The organism is Butyrivibrio sp. TB, assembly GCF_900110805.1.
In the GTDB taxonomy this organism is placed as follows: Bacteria; Bacillota; Clostridia; order Lachnospirales; family Lachnospiraceae; genus Butyrivibrio; species Butyrivibrio fibrisolvens_C.
This window is the reverse complement of record NZ_FOER01000022.1, coordinates 14,201-34,898: the sequence shown is the minus strand read 5'-3', so window position 1 is coordinate 34,898 and position 20,698 is coordinate 14,201. Positions and strand designations below refer to the sequence as shown.

Sequence of the window (20,698 nt, the reverse complement as noted above, 5' to 3'; positions counted from 1 at the left end):
CTACCTTATCTGGCACCTGTCTTTTTCTCGTTGCCTGAGTGGCCGCGGAAAGTTCTGGTCTGAACGAACTCACCAAGTTTATGGCCAACCATATCCTCAGTTACATATACCGGGATGTGCTTTCTACCGTCGTGAACTGCGATCGTGTGCCCTACAAATGAAGGGAAGATCGTTGAACGACGTGACCAGGTCTTGATGATCTGCTTTTCGTTCTGTGCGTTCATAGCATCTATTTTCTTTAAGAGACTTGCGTCAGCGAAAGGTCCCTTTTTAAGTGATCTTGACATTTTATTCTCCCTTCAATTATTTGATGGCTTTACCGTTTCTTCTTCTTACGATGAGCTTGTTAGAAGCCTTCTTGGACTTACGTGTCTTATAACCAAGAGCAGGCTTGCCCCAAGGTGTGCATGGACCCGGACGACCTACCGGAGCCTTACCTTCACCACCACCGTGTGGGTGATCGTTAGGGTTCATAACAGAACCACGAACTGTAGGACGGATACCCATGTGACGAATACGGCCTGCCTTACCATAATTGATAAGGTTATGTTCAATGTTGCCGACCTCACCGATTGTTGCACGGCACTCGATCGGAACCATTCTCATCTCACCTGAAGGAAGACGAAGTGTAGCGTACTTCTCACCCTTAGCCATAAGCTGTGCAGAGTTACCAGCTGAACGAACAAGCTGTCCACCCTTTCCAGGATAAAGCTCAATGTTGTGAACTTCAGTACCTACAGGAATAGCTGAAAGGGGAAGGCAGTTACCAACACGGATTTCTGCGTTAGCACCGTTCATAACTGTCATGCCGTCTGTCAGACCTGCAGGAGCAAGGATGTATGACTTTGTTCCATCTGCATAGCAGATAAGAGCAATGTTTGCTGTACGGTTAGGATCGTACTCGATACCGATAACCTTTGCAGGCATATCATCTTTATTTCTCTTGAAGTCTACGAGTCTGTATTTAACTCTTCCGCCGCAACCTTTGTGTCTAACTGTGATCTTACCCTGGTTATTACGTCCAGCGATGCTGTTCTTTGAAACAAGAAGCTTCTTCTCAGGAGTCTTCTTTGTGATTTCAGCGAAATCAGAACCAGTCATGTTTCTTCTGGATGGGGTATAAGGACCATACTTCTTAATTCCCATGATTCTTTTTCTCCTTATTTTGTCGCATGCGAGGGACTAGCCCTTGGCCCCCGGACTCTTTAAATGGGCCTTGCACGCATAATTATTATTATCTAAATTAGAGTCCCTGGAAAATCTCGATGTCTTTAGAATCTGCTGTCAGAGTTACTACAGCCTTCTTTGTCTTAGCTGTGAAACCTACTGCCTGACCTCTTCTTCTCTTTGTACCATCAGCGTTAAGTGTGTTAACCTTAGCAACCTTAGTACCTTCGAACATCTTCTCTACAGCTTCCTTGATCTGACTCTTGTTAGCCTGAGGATTTACAAGGAATGTGTATTTCTTATCGCCCATAAGGTTCATTGACTTCTCAGTCAGAACGGGCTTCAGGATAATGTCATAATATTCGAGTGCTGCCATTATGCGTACACCTCCTCGATCTTGCTTACTGCGTCCTTAGTAAGAACCAGTGTCTTTGCATTTACGATATCGTAAACGTTAAGTGTAGTAGCCTGCATTGTCTTAGCCTGAGCGAAGTTACGAGCTGAAAGAACTACGTTCTGATCGTTATCAGCAAGAACAACAAGTGCCTTACGGTCTACATTGATGTTAGCCATAACTTCAGCAAACTTCTTTGTCTTGATCTCATCGAACTTAAGCTCGTCAAGAACAACTACATTGCCGCTTTCAACCTTATCTGTAAGAGCGGACTTAAGGGCTGCCTGCTTCTCCTTCTTGTTCATCTTGAAGGAATAATCTCTTGGAACTGGTGCGAATACAACACCGCCGCCTGTCCACTGAGGAGATCTTGTTGAACCCTGTCTAGCATGACCTGTTCCCTTCTGTCTCCATGGCTTTCTGCCACCTCCGGAAACTTCGGAACGAGTCTTTGCTTTCTGTGTACCCTGACGATTGTTAGCAAGATACTGAACAACTGCAAGGTGTACAAGGTGCTCGTTGACATCAACTCCGAATACAGCATCGTTTAAGTCGATCTTGCCAACTTCTTTACCTTCCATATTTAAAACAGATACGTTAGCCATCTGAATGGTCCTCCTTTCCTTCGTTATGCCTCAACTCTTGTTGTTTCTTTGATAGTAACAAGGCCCTTCTTAGGTCCTGGTACAGCGCCTTTAACAAGAATGAGATTCTTCTCAGCGTCTACCTTTACAACTTCAAGGTTCTGAACTGTAACTCTTACAGCGCCCATGTGACCTGGCATACCTTTGCCCTTGAATACACGGCTAGGATCAGAACTCGAACCGTTAGAACCCTGATGACGATGGAACTTTGAACCGTGAGCCATAGGTCCTCTGTGCTGACCATTCTTCTTGATGGCGCCCTGGAAACCTTTACCCTTTGAGATAGCTGTTGCATCGATCTTGTCTCCATCTGCGAAGATGTCTGCCTTGATCTCTGCACCAAGCTGATAATCAGCTGCATTCTCAAGTTTAAGCTCTCTGACGTATCTCTTGGATGTAACACCGGCCTTCTTGAAGTGACCAGCCTCAGCCTTGTTTACGCCATGTCTGTGCCATACCTGGCCTGCTTCGTAGTTCTTTTCTTTCTTATCTACGAAACCAACCTGAACAGCAGAATAACCGTCGTTTTCCTGTGTCTTGATCTGTGTTACTACGCACGGTCCAGCCTGAAGTACTGTTACAGGAACAAGTGAACCGTCTTCTTTGAAGATCTGGGTCATTCCGACCTTAGTAGCTAAAATAGCCTTCTTCATGTTTTACCTCCTGATTCATCTACAGCGGATGCTTAAATCGTTCGCAATGTCGTTTTATTACTTAATGTAAGTAATTTCCAGTGTCGCGGCATCATGCGTCTTGCATCATACTAGTAGAGGTTAGATTTTAGTAGTTTCTGATGAATTATTTCATCTTGATGTTGATGTATACACCTGCAGGCATCTCGAGTCTCTGCAGAGCATCAACTGTTTTAGGTGTAGGTGTGATGATATCGATCAGTCTCTTATGAGTTCTCTGTTCGAACTGCTCTCTAGAATCCTTGTACTTGTGTACAGCACGAAGAATTGTTACTACTTCCTTCTTAGTAGGAAGCGGAACCGGTCCTGAAACCTGAGATCCGTTCTTCTTGACTGTCTCGATGATCTTCTTAGCAGATGCATCAACTAACTGATGATCATATGCTTTAAGAGTAATCCTCATTACCTGATTTGCCATAAAAAAAGTCGCCTCCTTTTCGCACTTTTGTTTAAGTACGACAAGCGGTGACTGTACATTCTCCCGTGTGTGTCCTGATTCGCAACCCAAATTACAACTCAGATTTTCACTTCACGTCGTTTCTGCCCATCAATCCCTTTGGGATTTGCAGCAGACATCATTTGCTTGTACAGTGACTTGTCGTCATGATTTTGTGGCCGCTATGCAGCCTACTGACATTCGCTCCACGGAAAACCCACATCACTGGATAATGTGGCAACCTCACGCTTCAACGCTATCATGTCACAGCAATAGCTACTATATTACTTTTTTTTCTGTTTTGCAAGCCTTTTATATGATTTTTCGTCAAAATAAAGCAAAGAGGATTGTTAATATCATTTTTGTTGATATATATTAATCTCTAATTGTGTTTATTTATCATATTTCGATTAATAACTCTCATAAAGCCCGAATTTTCAATACATATAGCTGTTTTTATGTTTGTCACAGATTATATATTATAGGTCGCCTTTACTCATTTTTTATCAATTATCTCTGTTATTAATCACTGTTGATAGTCTGAACTGATTCTTGCAATTAATCACTTATTCTCTGGGTGCTTTCCTATTACTTTACAATAACTATTTCAATATATTCTTTTTTGTAATATAATCAGATTCGCTATATTATATTAGTAAATATCAAATCCACTGTTGTAAAACAAAGCTATTGAAATGGAGTAATTATGTGGCTTGCTGAAAATTGGAAAGATTATGAAGTTTTAGATACATCTAATGGAGAGAAGCTTGAAAGATGGGGTAAGTACCAGCTTGTACGTCCTGATCCTCAGGTCATTTGGAATACAGATAAAAAGCTCCCTGGATGGAGAAAACCTAATGGACATTATCACAGAAGTAATAAAGGCGGCGGCGAATGGGAGTTTCATTCTCTTCCCGAAGAATGGACTATAAGTTATAATTCGCTGACATTCCATCTTAAGCCCTTTAGTTTCAAGCATACGGGTCTGTTTCCTGAACAGGCTGCTAACTGGGACTGGTTCTCCAAACTCATTCGCGAATCCGGTCGTGAAATCAAAGTTCTGAATCTCTTCGCCTATACAGGTGGAGCAACTGTTTCTGCAGCTGCTGCCGGCGCATCCGTAACTCACGTGGATGCAAGTAAAGGAATGGTTACCTGGGCTAAAGAAAATGCAGTTTCATCCGGACTTGCAGATGCCCGTATCAGATGGCTTGTTGACGACTGTGTTAAATTTGTACAGCGCGAGATTCGCCGTGGCAACAAGTATGATGCGATCATTATGGATCCTCCTTCATATGGAAGAGGTCCTAAGGGTGAGATCTGGAAGATTGAGGAAAGTATCTATCCTTTCATAGAGCTTTGTTCACAGATTCTTTCGGACAATCCTCTTTTCTTCCTGATCAACTCATATACAACCGGTCTGCAGCCTGCAGTTCTTTCATATATGCTTCACACAGTCCTTGATCCTATTCATAAAGGCAAGATTGAAGCTGATGAAGTCGGTCTTCCGGTTTCTTCTAATGGTCTGGTTCTTCCTTGCGGTGCAAGCGGAAGATGGACAGCACTATAAAATCTGATAATAAACGAACAAAAAACTTAGTGGCTTATTACACCACTAAGTTTTTTGCATATTATCATAACAACCAAGCTATATTTTAATCAGAATTATTCTCTGGATTATTTCTGATTCTTCCCTTAGCCTTCACCTAAGACTTGACTCAACAGCCTTGGCACTATTCTTTTTAGATGAACTCTGTGCATTGGCCGAAGCTATAAAAATAGGATCAGATTGCTCAATCTCTATTACTTTCTTTTTTGATTTTTTCCTATTTTCAATTTCAGTTCTTGATTCTATATCCTGTAAATCATGCCTATCAAAGTCATCTGATGATGTGCTGTTTTCTTTTGCACCATTATCACTCATCTGACTGATCTGCTTCTTGGCTGCATCCAGAACTGCTCCTATTGAATTCTCAGGACTTTTTTGTTCAGCAGGTGATTTTACATTCTTTTCAATATTGCTGCTATCATCTGATAATTCTTCAATTTCTTTTTTCAGATTGCTAAAATCAATCCTTGGACCTTCCGTATCCTCTTTGGCTCTTCCAGCATCGATCCTTTCTCTTATCTGTTGCATCCTTCTGTCTATCTGATTGATCATATCTGCAGAAAAGCACAGATCCTCTGTTATCATCTCTGCATCCTGTATATCTTTTTTGTACTTCATCTTATGCTCAAGACTTGCCCAGAAATCCATAGCTATCGTCCTAAACTGAACTTCAACAGTCATGTATTCCTTGTCATGAGTCAGGAATATCGGAATTTCCAATATAAGGTGAAGACTTCGATAACCACTTGGCTTAGGATTCTCAATATAATCCTTGATCTCAACAAGTCTGACATCATCCTGCTCTTTTAAACAATCAGCCAGCATATAGATATCATCTATAAAAGAGCAGATAACCCTGATTCCGGCAACATCGCTTATATTATCCTTAATATTGTCTACTGTAAATGGAAGCCCTTTTCTCTGCATCTTCTCAAAAAGACTTATAGGTGCTTTGATCCTGGTCTTGATAGATTCAAAAGGATTACGATTGTTGCGAAGAGACAGCTCTTTGTTAAGAACATCAAGCTTTGTCTTGATCTCATACATTGCACACTCATATTTCATCATGAGTTCCTGAAAGTCCTGTATCTGATCAGTTATCCTTAATAGCTGCTCTATATCTTCCTGTGATATTGATTTTAAATCTGATAAAGAAATATTACCGAGCATTCTTTCCGCCGGTATTTTATCTCGTTCCATTAATTGCTCCCCATATCCGTATTATTTTTATAGCGAAACCGCAATGTTTTATTATATATCCTTGAAAGATTATTTCAAGCATCAATAGCTGTTAGATTATACTCCTTTTCATGTATTTATGAAAAGATTTTATTACCTAACATCAAATTAAGGTCTAAGCTATCCTCTTAGACCTTAATCTATATTATACATTTATTATTTGATAAAAATATGAAATATATCTGAAAGATTATAAAGAAGACAAAACCAAATAAACTGAATTGACCAATACTAAAAAACCAAATCGACCAATACTAAAAAACTGAATCGACCAATACTAAAAAACGGCTTTCGGAGAAAACTCCGAAAGCCGTATAAATTCAGGTTATATACAATTACTCGATGATTGTAGCAACACGGCCTGAACCTACTGTACGTCCGCCTTCACGAATAGCGAATGTAAGACCCTGCTCCATAGCGATAGGGTGAATAAGTTCGATAGTCATTGTTACGTGGTCACCAGGCATGCACATCTCTGTACCTTCAGGAAGGTTACATACACCTGTTACGTCTGTTGTTCTGAAGTAGAACTGAGGACGATAGTTGTTGAAGAAAGGAGTATGACGTCCACCTTCATCCTTTGTAAGAACGTAAACCTCAGCTGTGAACTTCTTGTGGCAAGTAACTGTTCCAGGAACAGCTACAACCTGTCCTCTTTCGATCTCTGTACGATCTACACCACGAAGAAGGATACCTACGTTATCACCAGCTTCAGCGTAGTCAAGAGTCTTACGGAACATCTCGATACCTGTAACAACTGACTTCTTTGTCTCTTCCTTGATACCAACGATTTCGATTTCGTCGTTAAGGTGGAGCTGACCTCTCTCAACACGGCCTGTAGCAACTGTACCACGACCTGTGATTGTGAATACGTCCTCAACAGGCATAAGGAAAGGCTTGTCGACCTCACGAGCAGGATCAGGGATATAAGAATCAACTGTATCCATAAGCTCAACGATCTTGTCACCCCATTCGGACTTAGGATCCTCAAGAGCCTTAAGAGCTGAACCACGGATGATAGGTGTATCATCGCCAGGGAACTCGTACTCGTTAAGAAGGTCTCTGATCTCCATCTCAACAAGGTCAAGAAGTTCAGGATCATCAACCATATCGCACTTGTTCATGAATACAACGATGTAAGGAACGCCTACCTGACGAGCAAGAAGAACGTGCTCCTTTGTCTGAGCCATAACACCGTCTGTAGCAGCAACAACGAGGATAGCGCCATCCATCTGAGCTGCACCAGTGATCATGTTCTTTACATAATCAGCGTGGCCAGGGCAGTCAACGTGTGCATAGTGTCTGTTGTTTGTCTCATACTCGATATGAGCAGATGAAATTGTTATTCCACGTGCCTTTTCTTCAGGTGCCTTATCGATCTGATCGAAAGCTACTGCTTCGCCACCCTGTCTGTCAGCAAGAACTGCTGTGATAGCAGCTGTAAGAGTTGTCTTACCGTGGTCAACGTGTCCGATTGTACCAATGTTACAATGCGGCTTTGTTCTGTCAAAATGTGCCTTTGCCATTTTTTAAGTCCTCCTTAAATGAATGTGTAACAACATTATCATTATTGTTATTGAATATTTTGAGCACCGACTATAAACGATTATATTCGATAATCGGCGCAAATTCAAGCTTTTTTGCTTAATTTAGGCCTGCTTGTACTGTGAGATAACCTTGTCAGCAACGTTCTTCGGTACTGGCTCATACTTCTCAAAGAACATTGAGTAGTTACCACGACCCTGTGTCTTAGAACGAAGGTCTGTTGCATAACCGAACATCTCAGCAAGAGGAACGTATGCACGAACAATCTTACCATTGCCCATGTCATCCATACCTTCTACACGGCCACGACGGGAGTTGATATCACCGATAACATCACCCATGTATTCCTCAGGCATTGTAACCTCAACCTTCATGATAGGCTCAAGAAGTGCAGGTGATGCCTTAGCCATAGCATCCTTGAATGCCATAGATCCGGCAATGTGGAATGCCATTTCAGATGAATCGACTTCATGATATGATCCGTCGTATACAGTTGCGTGGATACCAACAACAGGGAATCCAGCAATACTACCGGCTTTCATAGCCTCTTCGATACCATCAGAAATAGGCTGGATGAATTCCTTAGGAATAGCACCGCCGACAACTTCGTTATCGAACTTGTAAAGCTCTTCACCGTTAGCATCCATAGGCTCGAATCTAACTTTACAGTGACCATACTGACCACGACCACCGGACTGCTTAGCATACTTAGACTCGATATCTACAGCCTTTGTGAATGCTTCCTTATATGCAACCTGAGGTGCACCTACGTTAGCCTCAACCTTGAACTCACGAAGGAGACGGTCAACGATAACTTCCAGCTGAACTTCACCCATACCAGCGATGATAGTCTGACCTGTCTCGTGGTTAGTGTGTACCTGGAATGTAGGATCTTCTTCAGAAAGCTTACCAAGAGCTTCACCAAGCTTAGCCTGGCCTGCTTTTGTCTTAGGCTCGATAGCGAGCTCGATAACAGGATCAGGGAACTCGATAGACTCGAGGATAACAGGATTGTTCTCATCACAGATTGTATCACCTGTAGTTGTATCCTTGAAACCAACTGCTGCAGCGATATCACCAGCAAATGCTTCCTGGATCTCTGTACGCTTATCAGCATGGATCTGCATGATACGACCTACACGTTCCTTCTTATCCTTTGTTGAGTTGAGTACATAAGATCCTGACTTGAGGATACCTCTGTAAACACGGATAAATGCAAGCTTACCTACGAAAGGATCAGATACGATCTTGAATGCAAGAGCTGCAAGAGGGCCATCCTCTGTAGACTTACATGTGATCTCATTTCCTTCCATATCTGTACCTTCAACGTCCGGTACATCTGTAGGAGCAGGAAGATACTCGATAACTGCATCAAGAAGCTTCTGAACACCCTTGTTTCTGTAAGCTGTTCCGTTACATACAGGAACTGCCTCAGAAGCGATTGTTCCCTTACGAAGAGCTGCTTTGAGCTCTGCTGTAGTAACTTCTTCACCTTCAAGGTATTTCTCCATAAGGTTCTCATCAAGCTCTACGATCTGCTCAACCATCTTGTTGTGCCACTCTTCAGCCTGATCCTTGAGTTCCTCAGGGATTTCTTCACAATCTTCATCAGCACCCTTCTCACCCTTGAAATAATAAGCTTTCATTTCGAAGAGATCGATAAGTCCTTCATAAGTATCTTCAGCACCGATCGGGATATTGATAGCGATCGGGTTCTTACCAAGACGATCACGGATCATATCCAGATCGTGGTAGAAGTTTGCACCAACGATATCCATCTTGTTGATGAATGCGATACGTGGTACGCCGTATGTGTCAGCCTGACGCCATACGTTCTCAGACTGTGGCTCAACGCCGTTCTTAGCATCAAAGATACCAACTGCACCATCAAGTACACGAAGTGAACGCTCAACTTCTGCTGTGAAGTCTACGTGACCAGGAGTATCGATAATGTTAAGACGATACTCAGGAGCACCAGCGATCTTTTTGCCGTATTCCTGTGGAGTCCAGTGGCATGTTGTAGCTGCAGACTGAATTGTGATTCCACGCTCTCTCTCCTGTTCCATGAAGTCCATGGTAGAAGCGCCGTCGTGTGTCTCACCAATCTTGTAGTTAACACCAGTATAATAGAGGATACGCTCTGTACATGTTGTTTTACCAGCATCGATATGAGCAATGATACCTATATTTCTGGTTCTCTCCAATGGATATTCTCTTTTAGCCAATGGTTCTTCCTCCTAAATGATTGCAAACAACGTTCTATAACAGAATATATAATTAGAATCTGTAGTGTGAGAAAGCCTTGTTTGCATCTGCCATCTTGTGCATGTCTTCCTTACGCTTTACAGCTGCTCCTGTATTGTTAGAAGCATCCATAATCTCGCCAGCGAGACGATCAATCATAGTCTTCTCGCCTCTCTTACGTGAAAACAGTACAAGCCAGCGAAGAGCCAGGGCCTGACGTCTGTCCGGTCTAACCTCGATCGGAACCTGGTATGTAGCACCACCAATACGTCTAGCTTTTACTTCGAGTGCAGGCATGATATTATTCATAGCTGTCTCAAATACTTCGAGAGCTGGCTTTCCAGACTTCTCTTCAACCTGTGCGAAAGCTCCGTATACAATCTTCTGTGCAACACCTTTCTTGCCATCCAGCATAACCTGGTTTACAAGCTTTGTTACAACCTTGCTGTTGTACATTGGATCTTCCAGTACATCACGTTTTACAATATGTCCTTTACGCGGCACGGTTCTTCCCTCCTTATTAGTTAATAAATCATAGGTACTCACTTGCGGGGCTTTCTACGGCAACTTGTGCACAAGTGCCTCGCATGCATTAAGTGTTCGTGCGGTTTTCCTAAAACTTACTAATATAACTGATAAAGCCTCTACTGCTGTATTACTTTGACTGCCGTATGTTCAGTCCGAGTTTAACTGCAAGCTCGTTTGATCATTTATATTACTATATGTTCAAAGAACCCAACACTTAATATTTTTTTGTTACTAAATTACTTTGAGGCCTTAGGTCTCTTAGCGCCATACTTGGAACGAGCCTGCTTACGATCTGCAACACCGGCTGTATCAAGTGTACCACGGATAATGTGATATCTTGTACCAGGCAGATCCTTAACTCTTCCACCACGGATAAGAACAACGCTATGCTCCTGAAGGTTGTGACCTTCACCAGGAATATAGGATGTTACCTCGATGCCGTTTGAAAGACGCACTCTGGCGATCTTACGAAGAGCTGAGTTAGGCTTTTTAGGTGTTGCTGTCTTAACAGCTGTGCAGACACCACGCTTCTGAGGAGAAGCTGTAGCTATGTCCTTCTTGTGAAGAGAGTTAAAACCCTTCTGAAGAGCAGGAGCAGTAGACTTCTTTACAGATGTCTGACGACCTTTTCTGACTAACTGGTTAAATGTTGGCATTCTTTTTACCTCCTGTTGAAATGTGTATATCAACGTGCGAACACGGAAAGAGGACATACGTTCCCCTTTCCGTATTTTCACACAATTCGATATTATAATATTTTAATGCAATATTGTCAATACAGAACTGATTTATTCGTCATCATCCATTACAGTAACAGTTTCTTCGATAGCGATATTGTCATCAATATCACTTTCAGCTTCGAAGGCAGCTCTGCTTACTGAAGGCTGTTTACGAAGGATCATTCTTGCAGGATCCTTGAAGTGTTCGTCTGTATTAAGACCAACGTCACGATATCTCTTAAGACCTGTACCAGCAGGAATAAGTTTACCGATGATAACGTTCTCTTTAAGACCAAGAAGCGGATCAACCTTACCGCGGATAGCTGCATCTGTCAGAACCTTAGTTGTTTCCTGGAAGGAAGCGGCTGACAGGAAGGAATCTGTTGCAAGTGCTGACTTGGTGATACCAAGGATTACCTGCTTACCTACTGCAGGTCTCTTACCTTCTGAGATGAGTCTTTCATTGTCATCCTCGAAGTCAAGAACGTTTACAAGTGTTCCAGGAAGGTAGTTAGTATCTCCACTTTCATCGATCATAACCTTATTGAGCATCTGGCGTACGATAACTTCGATATGCTTATCGCAGATATCAACACCCTGAAGACGATATACTCTCTGTACCTCTCTAAGAAGGTAATCCTGTACTGCACGGATACCCTTGATCTTGAGAAGATCGTGAGGATTTACAGAACCTTCTGTAAGTTCATCACCGGCTTCAATTGTCTGCTTATCCTGAACTTTGATACGTGAACCATAAGGGATAAGATATGCCTTTGATTCACCTGTCTCGTCATTAGTAACGACAACTTCACGCTTCTTCTTAGTGTCACGGATCTCTACCTGACCATCAAGCTCTGAGATGATAGCAAGTCCCTTAGGTTTACGTGCTTCGAACAATTCTTCTACACGAGGAAGACCCTGTGTGATATCTCCACCGGCAACACCACCGGTATGGAATGTTCTCATAGTAAGCTGTGTACCAGGCTCACCGATTGACTGAGCAGCGATGATACCAACTGCTTCACCAACCTGTACTGCTTCACCTGTTGCCATGTTAGCACCATAACACTTAGCACAGATACCAACGTGGCTGCGGCATGTAAGGATTGTACGGATCTTTACTGCCTCGATCGGACCACCCTTAGCATTTACACCTACAGAGAGGATCTTCTCTGCACGGCTTGGTGTGATCATATGATTCTTCTTAACAAGTACATTTCCTTCTGCGTCCTTGATAGTCTCGCATGAGAAACGTCCTGTGATACGATCTGACAATGGCTCGATAGTTTCTTTTCCATCCATGAAAGCACGTACTGTCATTCCAGGAATCTCTTCCTTGCCTGCAGAACAGTCAACTTCACGAATAATAAGTTCCTGTGATACATCAACCATTCGACGTGTAAGGTAACCTGAATCGGCTGTACGAAGAGCTGTATCAGAAAGGCCCTTACGAGCACCATGAGCTGACATGAAATACTCCAGAACGTCAAGACCTTCACGGAAGTTTGACTTGATAGGAAGTTCGATTGTACGACCTGTTGTATCAGCCATAAGTCCACGCATACCAGCCAGCTGCTTGATCTGCTGGTTAGAACCACGGGCACCGGAGTCAGCCATCATGAATATGTTGTTGTATTTATCAAGACCTTCAAGAAGGCACTTAGTAAGCTCTTTATCGGTCTGCATCCATGTATCGATTACTGCACGATAACGCTCTTCGTCTGTAATAAGACCACGGCGGTAGTTAGCAGCGATACGGTCAACAGTCTTCTGAGCTTCATCAAGCATCTCCTGCTTCTGCGGAGGTACTGTCATATCAGAAATTGAAACTGTCATGGCAGCTCTTGTAGAGAGGTGATAACCTGTTGCCTTGATGTAGTCAAGAACTTCAGCAGTCTTGAATGTACCATGCACGTTGATACACTTTGTGATGATCTGCTTGAGCTGCTTCTTACCAACCATGAAGTCAACTTCTGGCTTAAGAAGGTTTTCAGGCTTTGATCTGTCTACAAATCCAAGATCCTGAGGAAGCATCTCATTGAACATGAAACGTCCTACAGTGCTCTGTACTATGCCGGAAGCTACTGTTCCGTCAGCAAGAGTCTTGGATACACGAACGTATACCTTAGACTGAAGAGTTACTACATCGTTCTCATATGCAAGAACAGCTTCATCTACTGACTTGAAGAACTTGCCTTCTCCCTTTGCACCAGGACGCTCCTGTGTAAGGTAGTAAAGACCAAGTACCATATCCTGTGTAGGAACGTTAACAGGGCCACCATCTGCAGGCTTCAACAGGTTGTTAGGAAGCAGCATAAGGAAGCGACACTCTGCCTGAGCTTCTACTGAAAGTGGAAGGTGAACAGCCATCTGGTCACCATCAAAGTCAGCATTGAAAGGTGTACATGCAAGAGGATGAAGCTTAATAGCTTTACCTTCTACAAGGATAGGCTCAAATGCCTGGATACCAAGTCTGTGAAGTGTGGGAGCACGGTTAAGCATAACAGGATGCTCTTTGATAACATCTTCAAGTACATCCCAAACCTGCTCATCAAGACGCTCAACAAGCTTCTTGGCATTCTTTATATTCTGTGAGATTCCACGGGATACAAGCTCTTTCATAACGAAAGGTTTGAACAGCTCGATAGCCATTTCCTTAGGAAGACCACACTGATAAATCTTAAGTTCAGGACCAACTACGATAACGGAACGGCCGGAATAGTCGACACGCTTACCAAGAAGGTTCTGTCTGAAACGACCTGACTTACCTTTCAGAAGGTCTGAAAGTGACTTGAGTGCACGGTTACCAGGACCTGTAACAGGACGTCCACGACGACCGTTATCAATAAGAGCATCTACTGCTTCCTGAAGCATTCTCTTCTCGTTACGAACGATGATATCAGGAGCACCGAGCTCAAGAAGTCTCTTAAGACGGTTGTTTCTGTTAATAATACGACGATACAGATCGTTAAGATCGGATGTTGCAAAACGTCCACCATCGAGCTGTACCATAGGACGAAGATCCGGAGGAATAACCGGGATACAATCCATGATCATCCAGCTTGGATCATTGCCTGACTCACGGAAAGCTTCTACTGCATCAAGTCTCTTGATGACACGAGCTCTCTTCTGTCCGCTTGATGTCTCAACTTCTTCCTTGAGCTCTGCATAATCTTTCTCAAGGTCGATATCGATAAGGAGCTCTTTGATAGCTTCAGCACCCATTCCTGCACGGAACTTATTGCCGAACTCTTCTCTGGCATCCTGATATTCTTTCTCAGAGAGAACCTGCTTGTACTCAAGAGTTGTTTCTCCCGGATTAAGAACTATGTATGAAGCAAAATAGAGGACTTTCTCAAGTACTCTTGGTGATATATCAAGAAGAAGACCCATACGGCTAGGGATTCCCTTGAAATACCAAATGTGGGAAACAGGAGCTGCAAGCTCGATGTGACCCATGCGCTCACGACGAACTGAAGACTTAGTTACTTCAACTCCGCAGCGATCACAAACAACGCCCTTATATCTAATCTTCTTATATTTTCCGCAGTGACATTCCCAGTCCTTTGTAGGTCCGAAAATTCTTTCGCAGAAAAGGCCATCACGTTCCGGCTTTAAGGTTCTGTAGTTAATGGTCTCAGGCTTTGTAACTTCGCCATGTGACCACTCACGAATCTTCTCCGGAGAAGCAAGACCAATCTTAATTGCATCAAATGTCATCGGCTGATACTGCTGCGTAAGAGTAGATCTTCCGCTGGAAGCCTCATTGATTGCTTTATTCATTGTTGAATCTGACATGCTTATATTCTCCTTGTCCGATGCCCGCCCCAAAAGGCGGGCATGCCTTCAACTTATCAACTGTAGTTACCTGGATTATTCGTTGTCACCATCTGTTGCCTGTGCATCGATAGCAGCATCAAAATCATCGAATCCTTCTGCAAAGTCATCTTCGTCTGCTACAAGCTCACCGCTCTCTTCATCGAATCTCTGCTTTGAGAATCCATTAGCTTCGAGAGACTCATCCTCGAAGTTTCTGCGGTTCTCGCCTTCAATCTCGAATCTAAGATCAGAATCGCTGTAATCAATAGACTCCATGATCTCAACTTCCGTATTATCTTCACGCATAACACGGATATCCAGGCCAAGTGCCTGAAGCTCTTTGAGAAGAACCTTGAATGATTCCGGAACACCAGGTTCAGGAATGTTATCACCCTTGATGATAGCTTCATAAGTCTTTACACGACCTACTACATCATCGGACTTAACTGTAAGGATCTCCTGAAGAGTATATGCAGCACCGTAAGCTTCCAGTGCCCAAACTTCCATTTCTCCGAAACGCTGTCCACCAAACTGAGCTTTACCACCCAGAGGCTGCTGTGTAACAAGAGAGTAAGGACCAGTTGAACGAGCATGGATCTTATCATCTACAAGGTGGTGGAGCTTGAGGTAGTGCATGTGTCCGATTGTTGTCTTACCATCGAACTTCTGACCTGTACGTCCATCACGAAGCTGTACTTTACCGTCTGTAGTGATCGGAACACCCTTCCAGAGTTCTCTGTGATCACGGTGATCATACAGATACTTCATGATCTCAGGCATTACTACATCCTTATATGCAGCTTCAAAATCTTCCCATGTCATGTTGACATAGTCATTAGCCATCTGGAGCATATCCTGGATATCTTTCTCGTTAGCACCATCGAAAATAGGTGTTGCTACATTAAAGCCGAGAGCTCTTGCAGCAAGTGAAAGGTGAATCTCTAGCACCTGTCCGATATTCATACGTGAAGGAACGCCCAGAGGGTTCAACACGATGTCAAGCGGACGTCCGTTAGGAAGATATGGCATATCTTCAATAGGAAGTACACGGGAAACGACACCCTTGTTACCGTGACGGCCAGCCATCTTATCACCTACAGAGATCTTTCTCTTCTGAGCGATATAGATGCGGACTGATTTATTAACACCAGGTGAAAGCTCATCACCATTTTCTCTTGTAAATACCTTAGCATCTACGATGATACCGTACTCACCGTGAGGAACCTTAAGGGAAGTATCACGAACTTCTCTTGCCTTCTCACCAAAGATCGCACGAAGGAGTCTCTCCTCAGCTGTAAGCTCTGTCTCTCCCTTAGGAGTAACCTTACCTACAAGGATATCACCTGCACGAACCTCTGCACCGATACGGATTACACCATTCTCATCAAGGTCTTTTAATGCTTCGTCACCAACGCCGGGAACATCACGAGTGATTTCTTCCGGTCCAAGCTTAGTCTCACGTGCCTCTGCTTCATACTCTTCAATATGAACTGAAGTGAATACATCATCACGTACAAGACGCTCTGAAAGAAGAACAGCATCTTCGTAGTTGTAACCTTCCCATGTCATGAATCCGATAAGAGGGTTCTTACCAAGACCAAGTTCACCATGGAATGTTGAAGGACCATCCGCGATAACCTGTCCTGCTTCTACATGCTCGCCCTTATCAACGATAGGTCTCTGGTTATAGCATGTAGACTGGTTGGTTCTCATAAACTTAATGAGGTGATACTCTTCCTTCTCACCATCATCATAAGTCATACGTATGATTTTGGAATCAACAAAATCAATTGTACCTGCCTTACGGGCAACAACGCTGTCACCTGAGTCAACTGCAGCCTTCTGCTCCATACCTGTACCAACTGCAGGAGCATCTGTTGTAAGAAGCGGTACTGCCTGACGCTGCATGTTTGATCCCATGAGCGCACGGTTAGCATCATCGTTCTCAAGGAAAGGAATAAGGGCTGTAGCAACTGAGAATACCATTCTCGGTGATACGTCCATATAATCAATAAGATTCTTCTGATATTCAGAAGTCTCTTCTTTATAACGACCTGAAACGCTATTACGGATGAAGTGACCTTCAGCATCAAGAGGAGTATTAGCCTGAGCTACATGATAATTATCTTCCTCATCTGCTGTCATGTATGTGATCTCATCTGTAACAACAGGATTCTCTGCATCTGTATGGTCTACACGACGATAAGGTGCCTCAACGAATCCGTACTCATTAACTCTTGCATATGATGCCAGAGAGTTGATAAGACCGATGTTAGGACCTTCAGGTGTCTCGATAGGACACATACGACCATAGTGAGTATAGTGTACGTCTCGAACCTCGAATCCGGCACGATCTCTTGAAAGACCACCAGGTCCAAGTGCAGAAAGACGTCTCTTGTGAGTCAGCTCAGAAAGAGGGTTGTTCTGATCCATGAACTGAGACAACTGTGATGATCCAAAGAACTCCTTAACAGCAGCCTGTACAGGCTTAATGTTAATAAGAGTCTGAGGGGAAATCTCCTCTGCATCACGAGTAGTCATACGCTCACGAACAACACGCTCAAGTCTTGAAAGACCGATTCTGTACTGGTTCTGCAAGAGCTCACCAACGCAGCGGATACGACGATTACCAAGGTGATCGATATCATCACTGTGGCCGATGCCGTACTCTACGTGCATATTGTAGTTGATGGATGCAATGATATCTTCCTTAGTGATGTGCTTAGGAATAAGATCATTCTTACGTGCCAGAATAGTCTCAGCAAGACCTTCGGCATCATCCTTGGTTGCATACTCATCAAGAATCTCTTTAAGTACAGGATAGTAAACATCCTCATTGATGCCGAGCTGCTCAAGATCGCAGTCAACATAGTGAGTAAGATCTACCATCATATTGGAAAGAACCTTGATGTTGCGCTCTTCAGTCTGGATCCATACATAAGGTATAGCTGCATCCTGAATCTCTTTAGCAAGAGCTCTGTCAACCTTAGTTCCGGCTGAAGCAAGCATCTCGCCTGTTGTCTCATCAACAACATCTTCAGCAAGGATCTGTCCACCTATACGATTCTTAAGGTGTAATTTCTTATTGAACTTATAACGGCCAACCTTAGCAAGATCATATCTTCTTGCATCGAAGAACATAGCGTTGATAAGTGACTCTGCACTATCAACAGAAAGAGGCTCGCCGGGACGGATCTTCTTGTAAAGTTCAAGAAGACCTGACTGATAGTCTGTAGAAGGATCCTTGGAGAAGGAACCCTGGAGCTTAGGCTCATCACCGAACAGATCGATGATCTCTTCGTTAGAACCTATACCAAGAGCACGTATAAGTACTGTTACAGGTACCTTACGTGTACGATCTACACGAACATAGAATATATCATTAGAGTCTGTCTCATACTCAAGCCATGCACCACGGTTAGGAATAACTGTGCATGCGATAAGCTTCTTACCAAGCTTATCATATGTAATATCATAATAAATACCAGGTGAACGAACGAGCTGTGATACAATAACACGCTCTGCACCGTTGATAACAAAAGTTCCGGTAGCAGTCATCAAAGGAAGATCGCCCATGAAGATCTCATGTTCTGTGATCTCGTCCTTTTCTTTATTGTGAAGACGTACCTTAACCTTAAGAGGAGCTGCATATGTAGCATCTCTCTCCTTACATTTCTCGATAGAATACTTAACTTCATCTTCGCAGAGTTTGAAGTCTACAAATTCAAGACTCAGTTTACCACTGTAGTCTTCAATTGGAGAGATATCATCGAAGGCTTCCTTGAGACCCTCATCCAGGAACCACTGATAGGAGTTCTTCTGGACCTCAATGAGGTTGGGCATCTCGAGGGTGTCCTTCTGGCGCTGAAAACTCATGCGGACATTTTTGTCTGAACCAGTAGGATGTATTCTGTACTTTTCCATTGACATTCACCCCGTTCTTTGGATTTAATGAAAAGAGCTTCCGGCCTGCATCTATACCATTTTTACAAAAGGGCATAATAAGGCCTTTCACTCCACAATAAGTGCATTTTCCATCATAATGCAAATCTATACAAATGTCAAATGATTTTTTTGGTAAAAGAGCTGAAGAATAATTTTTGACAACAGAAATATCCAAACAAAAGATAAAAAATATAAGAATATAATATTAGATTTAAATTCAAGAATGAAATATAAGAAATAAATCCAATGATAAAATATAAGAAATAAATCCAAGAATAAAATACAAGAAATAAGTCCAAGAATAAAATACAAGAAATAAGTCCAAGAATAAAATACAAGAAATAAATTCAAGAATAAAATACAAGAAATAAATTCAAGAATAAAATACAAGAAATAAATTCAAGAATAAAAAAGCGGAGAAGATTTCTCTTCTCCGCCAGGTAAAAACATTTTGAAAGGTTTAAATTACTTAAGAGTAACCTTAGCGCCTTCAGCTTCGATCTTAGCCTTGATATCTTCAGCTTCTGCCTTCTCAACGCCTTCCTTGATCATCTTAGGAGCGCCATCTACGAGATCCTTAGCTTCCTTGAGTCCAAGACCTGTAAGCTCACGAACAACCTTGATAACCTTAACCTTGTTAGGACCAACTTCTGTAAGCTCTACGTTGAACTCAGACTGCTCTTCTGCAGCACCTGCGCCAGCGCCTGCTGCTGCTACAACAACACCAGCTGCTGCTGATACACCGAACTCTTCCTCGCAAGCCTTTACGAGATCGTTAAGCTCAAGAACTGAAAGCTCTTTAATAGCGTCAATGATTTCCTGTGTGGATAACTTTGCCATGATAATTTACCTCCATATAATTTGGTATAATTCTTTGTTTTAGTTCGCCTGACTATTCAGGCCTTACTTGATATTCATATATCAAAATGTCATCTTAAAGACGACTTATGCGGCAGAATGATTACTCTGCTGCAGGTGCTTCTGCAGGAGCTTCCTCTGTTGCAGGTGCCTCTGCTGCTGCCTCAGGCTGCTTCTCTGCGATCTGCTTGATAACGCGAGCGAAGTTTGCCATAGGAGACTGCATAGAACCAAGCAAACGGGAAAGGAGCTGATCCCTTGGAGGGATAGAAGCGATCTCCTTGATTGTGTTCTCGTCGAAGAATTTGCCTTCGCAAACACCACCCTTGATCTCAAGCTGTGGGTTCTTCTTAGCAAACTCTGCAAGAATACGAGCAGGTGCTGCAGGATCTGTCTCAGAAATAGCTGCTGCACTTGGTCCGTCGAGCATACCATCGAGCTGAGCAAAATCTGTTCCCTCGAATGCACGCTTCATCATTGTGTTCTTGTAAACCTTGTAAGATACACCCTCTGCACGAAGAGCTTTACGAAGCTCTGTGTCCTGAGCAACTGTAAGTCCGCGGTAATCTACAAGAACAACTGCCTGTGCATTTTTGATCTTCTCAGAGATCTCGTTTACTACAGGCTGCTTAATTTCAACCTTTGCCATGTTTTTTACCTCCTTATAGAATTGGCCGAATAAAAAACCTCCCAAAGACATTGGGAGGATAAAGTCATAATAATATACTTTACATTCCTCGGCGGGCATTGCTTTCGCAAATTTACGGTTTTCACCACCTGCTGTCTTCGGCTTAGGTCTGACGACCTTGAATAATATATAACATGTAAATGTATTTTGTCAATACTTTTTTACTATAAT

At 42.8% G+C, this 20,698-nt stretch carries 15 protein-coding genes, 1 pseudogene and 1 other annotated feature; of the genes and pseudogenes, 1 reads left to right on the top strand and 15 read right to left on the bottom strand.

Annotated elements, in window-relative coordinates; all coding sequences use genetic code 11:
* Positions 1-5 precede the first annotated feature (5 nt).
* From rpsS to rpsJ, 6 genes are all read right to left on the bottom strand, one after another.
* Positions 6-287 (bottom strand): 30S ribosomal protein S19, encoded by a 282-nt coding sequence (gene rpsS, locus BMX21_RS14165; protein ID WP_022754378.1) that lies wholly within the window; start codon positions 285-287, stop codon positions 6-8.
* 16 nt (positions 288-303) lie between these two features.
* Positions 304-1,146 carry a 50S ribosomal protein L2 gene (gene rplB / locus BMX21_RS14160; RefSeq protein WP_022754379.1) on the bottom strand — a complete coding sequence of 281 codons (843 nt, stop codon included), beginning with the start codon at positions 1,144-1,146 and terminating at the stop codon, positions 304-306.
* Between the two features lie 97 nt (positions 1,147-1,243).
* A complete protein-coding gene (gene rplW, locus BMX21_RS14155; protein WP_022754380.1) occupies positions 1,244-1,543 on the bottom strand; it encodes a 50S ribosomal protein L23 in 300 nt (99 codons plus the stop codon).
* Positions 1,543-2,166 carry a 50S ribosomal protein L4 gene (gene rplD, locus BMX21_RS14150; RefSeq protein ID WP_022754381.1) on the bottom strand — a complete coding sequence of 208 codons (624 nt, stop codon included), beginning with the start codon at positions 2,164-2,166 and terminating at the stop codon, positions 1,543-1,545. Before rplD ends, rplW begins: the two co-directional genes overlap by 1 nt.
* A gap of 23 nt (positions 2,167-2,189) precedes the next feature.
* Positions 2,190-2,858, bottom strand: a complete 669-nt coding sequence (gene rplC, locus BMX21_RS14145; protein ID WP_022754382.1) for a 50S ribosomal protein L3 — start codon at positions 2,856-2,858, stop codon at positions 2,190-2,192.
* Between the two features lie 145 nt (positions 2,859-3,003).
* A complete protein-coding gene (rpsJ, locus tag BMX21_RS14140) occupies positions 3,004-3,315 on the bottom strand; it encodes a 30S ribosomal protein S10 (RefSeq protein ID WP_022754383.1) in 312 nt (103 codons plus the stop codon).
* A gap of 724 nt (positions 3,316-4,039) precedes the next feature.
* Here rpsJ and BMX21_RS14135 point away from each other — a divergent pair.
* Positions 4,040-4,903: a class I SAM-dependent methyltransferase gene (locus tag BMX21_RS14135; protein ID WP_092045417.1), complete on the top strand. Its 864-nt coding sequence runs from the start codon at positions 4,040-4,042 to the stop codon at positions 4,901-4,903.
* Between the two features lie 537 nt (positions 4,904-5,440).
* Here the strand turns inward: BMX21_RS14135 and BMX21_RS20210 are convergent.
* The 9 genes and pseudogenes from BMX21_RS20210 to rplJ form a co-directional block, all read right to left on the bottom strand.
* Positions 5,441-6,112: pseudogene (locus BMX21_RS20210) on the bottom strand (GTP pyrophosphokinase); the annotation flags it as partial.
* Positions 6,113-6,516: 404 nt separating this feature from the next.
* The gene (gene tuf, locus BMX21_RS14125; protein ID WP_027218201.1) at positions 6,517-7,707 is read right to left on the bottom strand and encodes an elongation factor Tu; all 1,191 of its coding nucleotides are present in this window, start codon (positions 7,705-7,707) and stop codon (positions 6,517-6,519) included.
* A 123-nt stretch (positions 7,708-7,830) separates the two neighbouring features.
* Entirely contained in the window at positions 7,831-9,951 is a 2,121-nt protein-coding gene (gene fusA / locus BMX21_RS14120) for an elongation factor G (protein WP_022754387.1), read from the bottom strand.
* A gap of 52 nt (positions 9,952-10,003) precedes the next feature.
* On the bottom strand, positions 10,004-10,474 hold the full coding sequence (gene rpsG, locus BMX21_RS14115) for a 30S ribosomal protein S7 (RefSeq protein ID WP_022754388.1): 471 nt from the start codon (positions 10,472-10,474) through the stop codon (positions 10,004-10,006).
* 260 nt (positions 10,475-10,734) lie between these two features.
* On the bottom strand, positions 10,735-11,154 hold the full coding sequence (gene rpsL, locus BMX21_RS14110; RefSeq protein ID WP_022754389.1) for a 30S ribosomal protein S12: 420 nt from the start codon (positions 11,152-11,154) through the stop codon (positions 10,735-10,737).
* Between the two features lie 132 nt (positions 11,155-11,286).
* Positions 11,287-15,000, bottom strand: a complete 3,714-nt coding sequence (gene rpoC / locus BMX21_RS14105) for a DNA-directed RNA polymerase subunit beta' (protein WP_051211764.1) — start codon at positions 14,998-15,000, stop codon at positions 11,287-11,289.
* Between the two features lie 90 nt (positions 15,001-15,090).
* Complete coding sequence (rpoB, locus tag BMX21_RS14100; protein ID WP_022754391.1) at positions 15,091-18,960, bottom strand: DNA-directed RNA polymerase subunit beta; 3,870 nt, start codon at positions 18,958-18,960, stop codon at positions 15,091-15,093.
* 486 nt (positions 18,961-19,446) lie between these two features.
* The gene (gene rplL, locus BMX21_RS14095) at positions 19,447-19,821 is read right to left on the bottom strand and encodes a 50S ribosomal protein L7/L12 (RefSeq protein ID WP_022754392.1); all 375 of its coding nucleotides are present in this window, start codon (positions 19,819-19,821) and stop codon (positions 19,447-19,449) included.
* Between the two features lie 121 nt (positions 19,822-19,942).
* On the bottom strand, positions 19,943-20,488 hold the full coding sequence (rplJ, locus tag BMX21_RS14090) for a 50S ribosomal protein L10 (RefSeq protein ID WP_022754393.1): 546 nt from the start codon (positions 20,486-20,488) through the stop codon (positions 19,943-19,945).
* Between the two features lie 21 nt (positions 20,489-20,509).
* Positions 20,510-20,647: a sequence feature (ribosomal protein L10 leader region), on the bottom strand.
* Positions 20,648-20,698 lie beyond the last annotated feature (51 nt).

What these genes read in the sequence shown, in the direction of transcription:
- rpsS (WP_022754378.1), bottom strand. Translation starts at nt 287, where the DNA reads ATGTCAAGATCACTTAAAAAGGGACCTTTCGCTGACGCAAGTCTCTTA.
- rplB (WP_022754379.1), bottom strand. Translation starts at nt 1,146, where the DNA reads ATGGGAATTAAGAAGTATGGTCCTTATACCCCATCCAGAAGAAACATG.
- rplW (WP_022754380.1), bottom strand. Translation starts at nt 1,543, where the DNA reads ATGGCAGCACTCGAATATTATGACATTATCCTGAAGCCCGTTCTGACT.
- rplD (WP_022754381.1), bottom strand. Translation starts at nt 2,166, where the DNA reads ATGGCTAACGTATCTGTTTTAAATATGGAAGGTAAAGAAGTTGGCAAG.
- rplC (WP_022754382.1), bottom strand. Translation starts at nt 2,858, where the DNA reads ATGAAGAAGGCTATTTTAGCTACTAAGGTCGGAATGACCCAGATCTTC.
- rpsJ (WP_022754383.1), bottom strand. Translation starts at nt 3,315, where the DNA reads ATGGCAAATCAGGTAATGAGGATTACTCTTAAAGCATATGATCATCAG.
- BMX21_RS14135 (WP_092045417.1), top strand. Translation starts at nt 4,040, where the DNA reads ATGTGGCTTGCTGAAAATTGGAAAGATTATGAAGTTTTAGATACATCT.
- tuf (WP_027218201.1), bottom strand. Translation starts at nt 7,707, where the DNA reads ATGGCAAAGGCACATTTTGACAGAACAAAGCCGCATTGTAACATTGGT.
- rpsL (WP_022754389.1), bottom strand. Translation starts at nt 11,154, where the DNA reads ATGCCAACATTTAACCAGTTAGTCAGAAAAGGTCGTCAGACATCTGTA.
- rpoC (WP_051211764.1), bottom strand. Translation starts at nt 15,000, where the DNA reads ATGAATAAAGCAATCAATGAGGCTTCCAGCGGAAGATCTACTCTTACG.
- rpoB (WP_022754391.1), bottom strand. Translation starts at nt 18,960, where the DNA reads ATGGAAAAGTACAGAATACATCCTACTGGTTCAGACAAAAATGTCCGC.
- rplL (WP_022754392.1), bottom strand. Translation starts at nt 19,821, where the DNA reads ATGGCAAAGTTATCCACACAGGAAATCATTGACGCTATTAAAGAGCTT.
- rplJ (WP_022754393.1), bottom strand. Translation starts at nt 20,488, where the DNA reads ATGGCAAAGGTTGAAATTAAGCAGCCTGTAGTAAACGAGATCTCTGAG.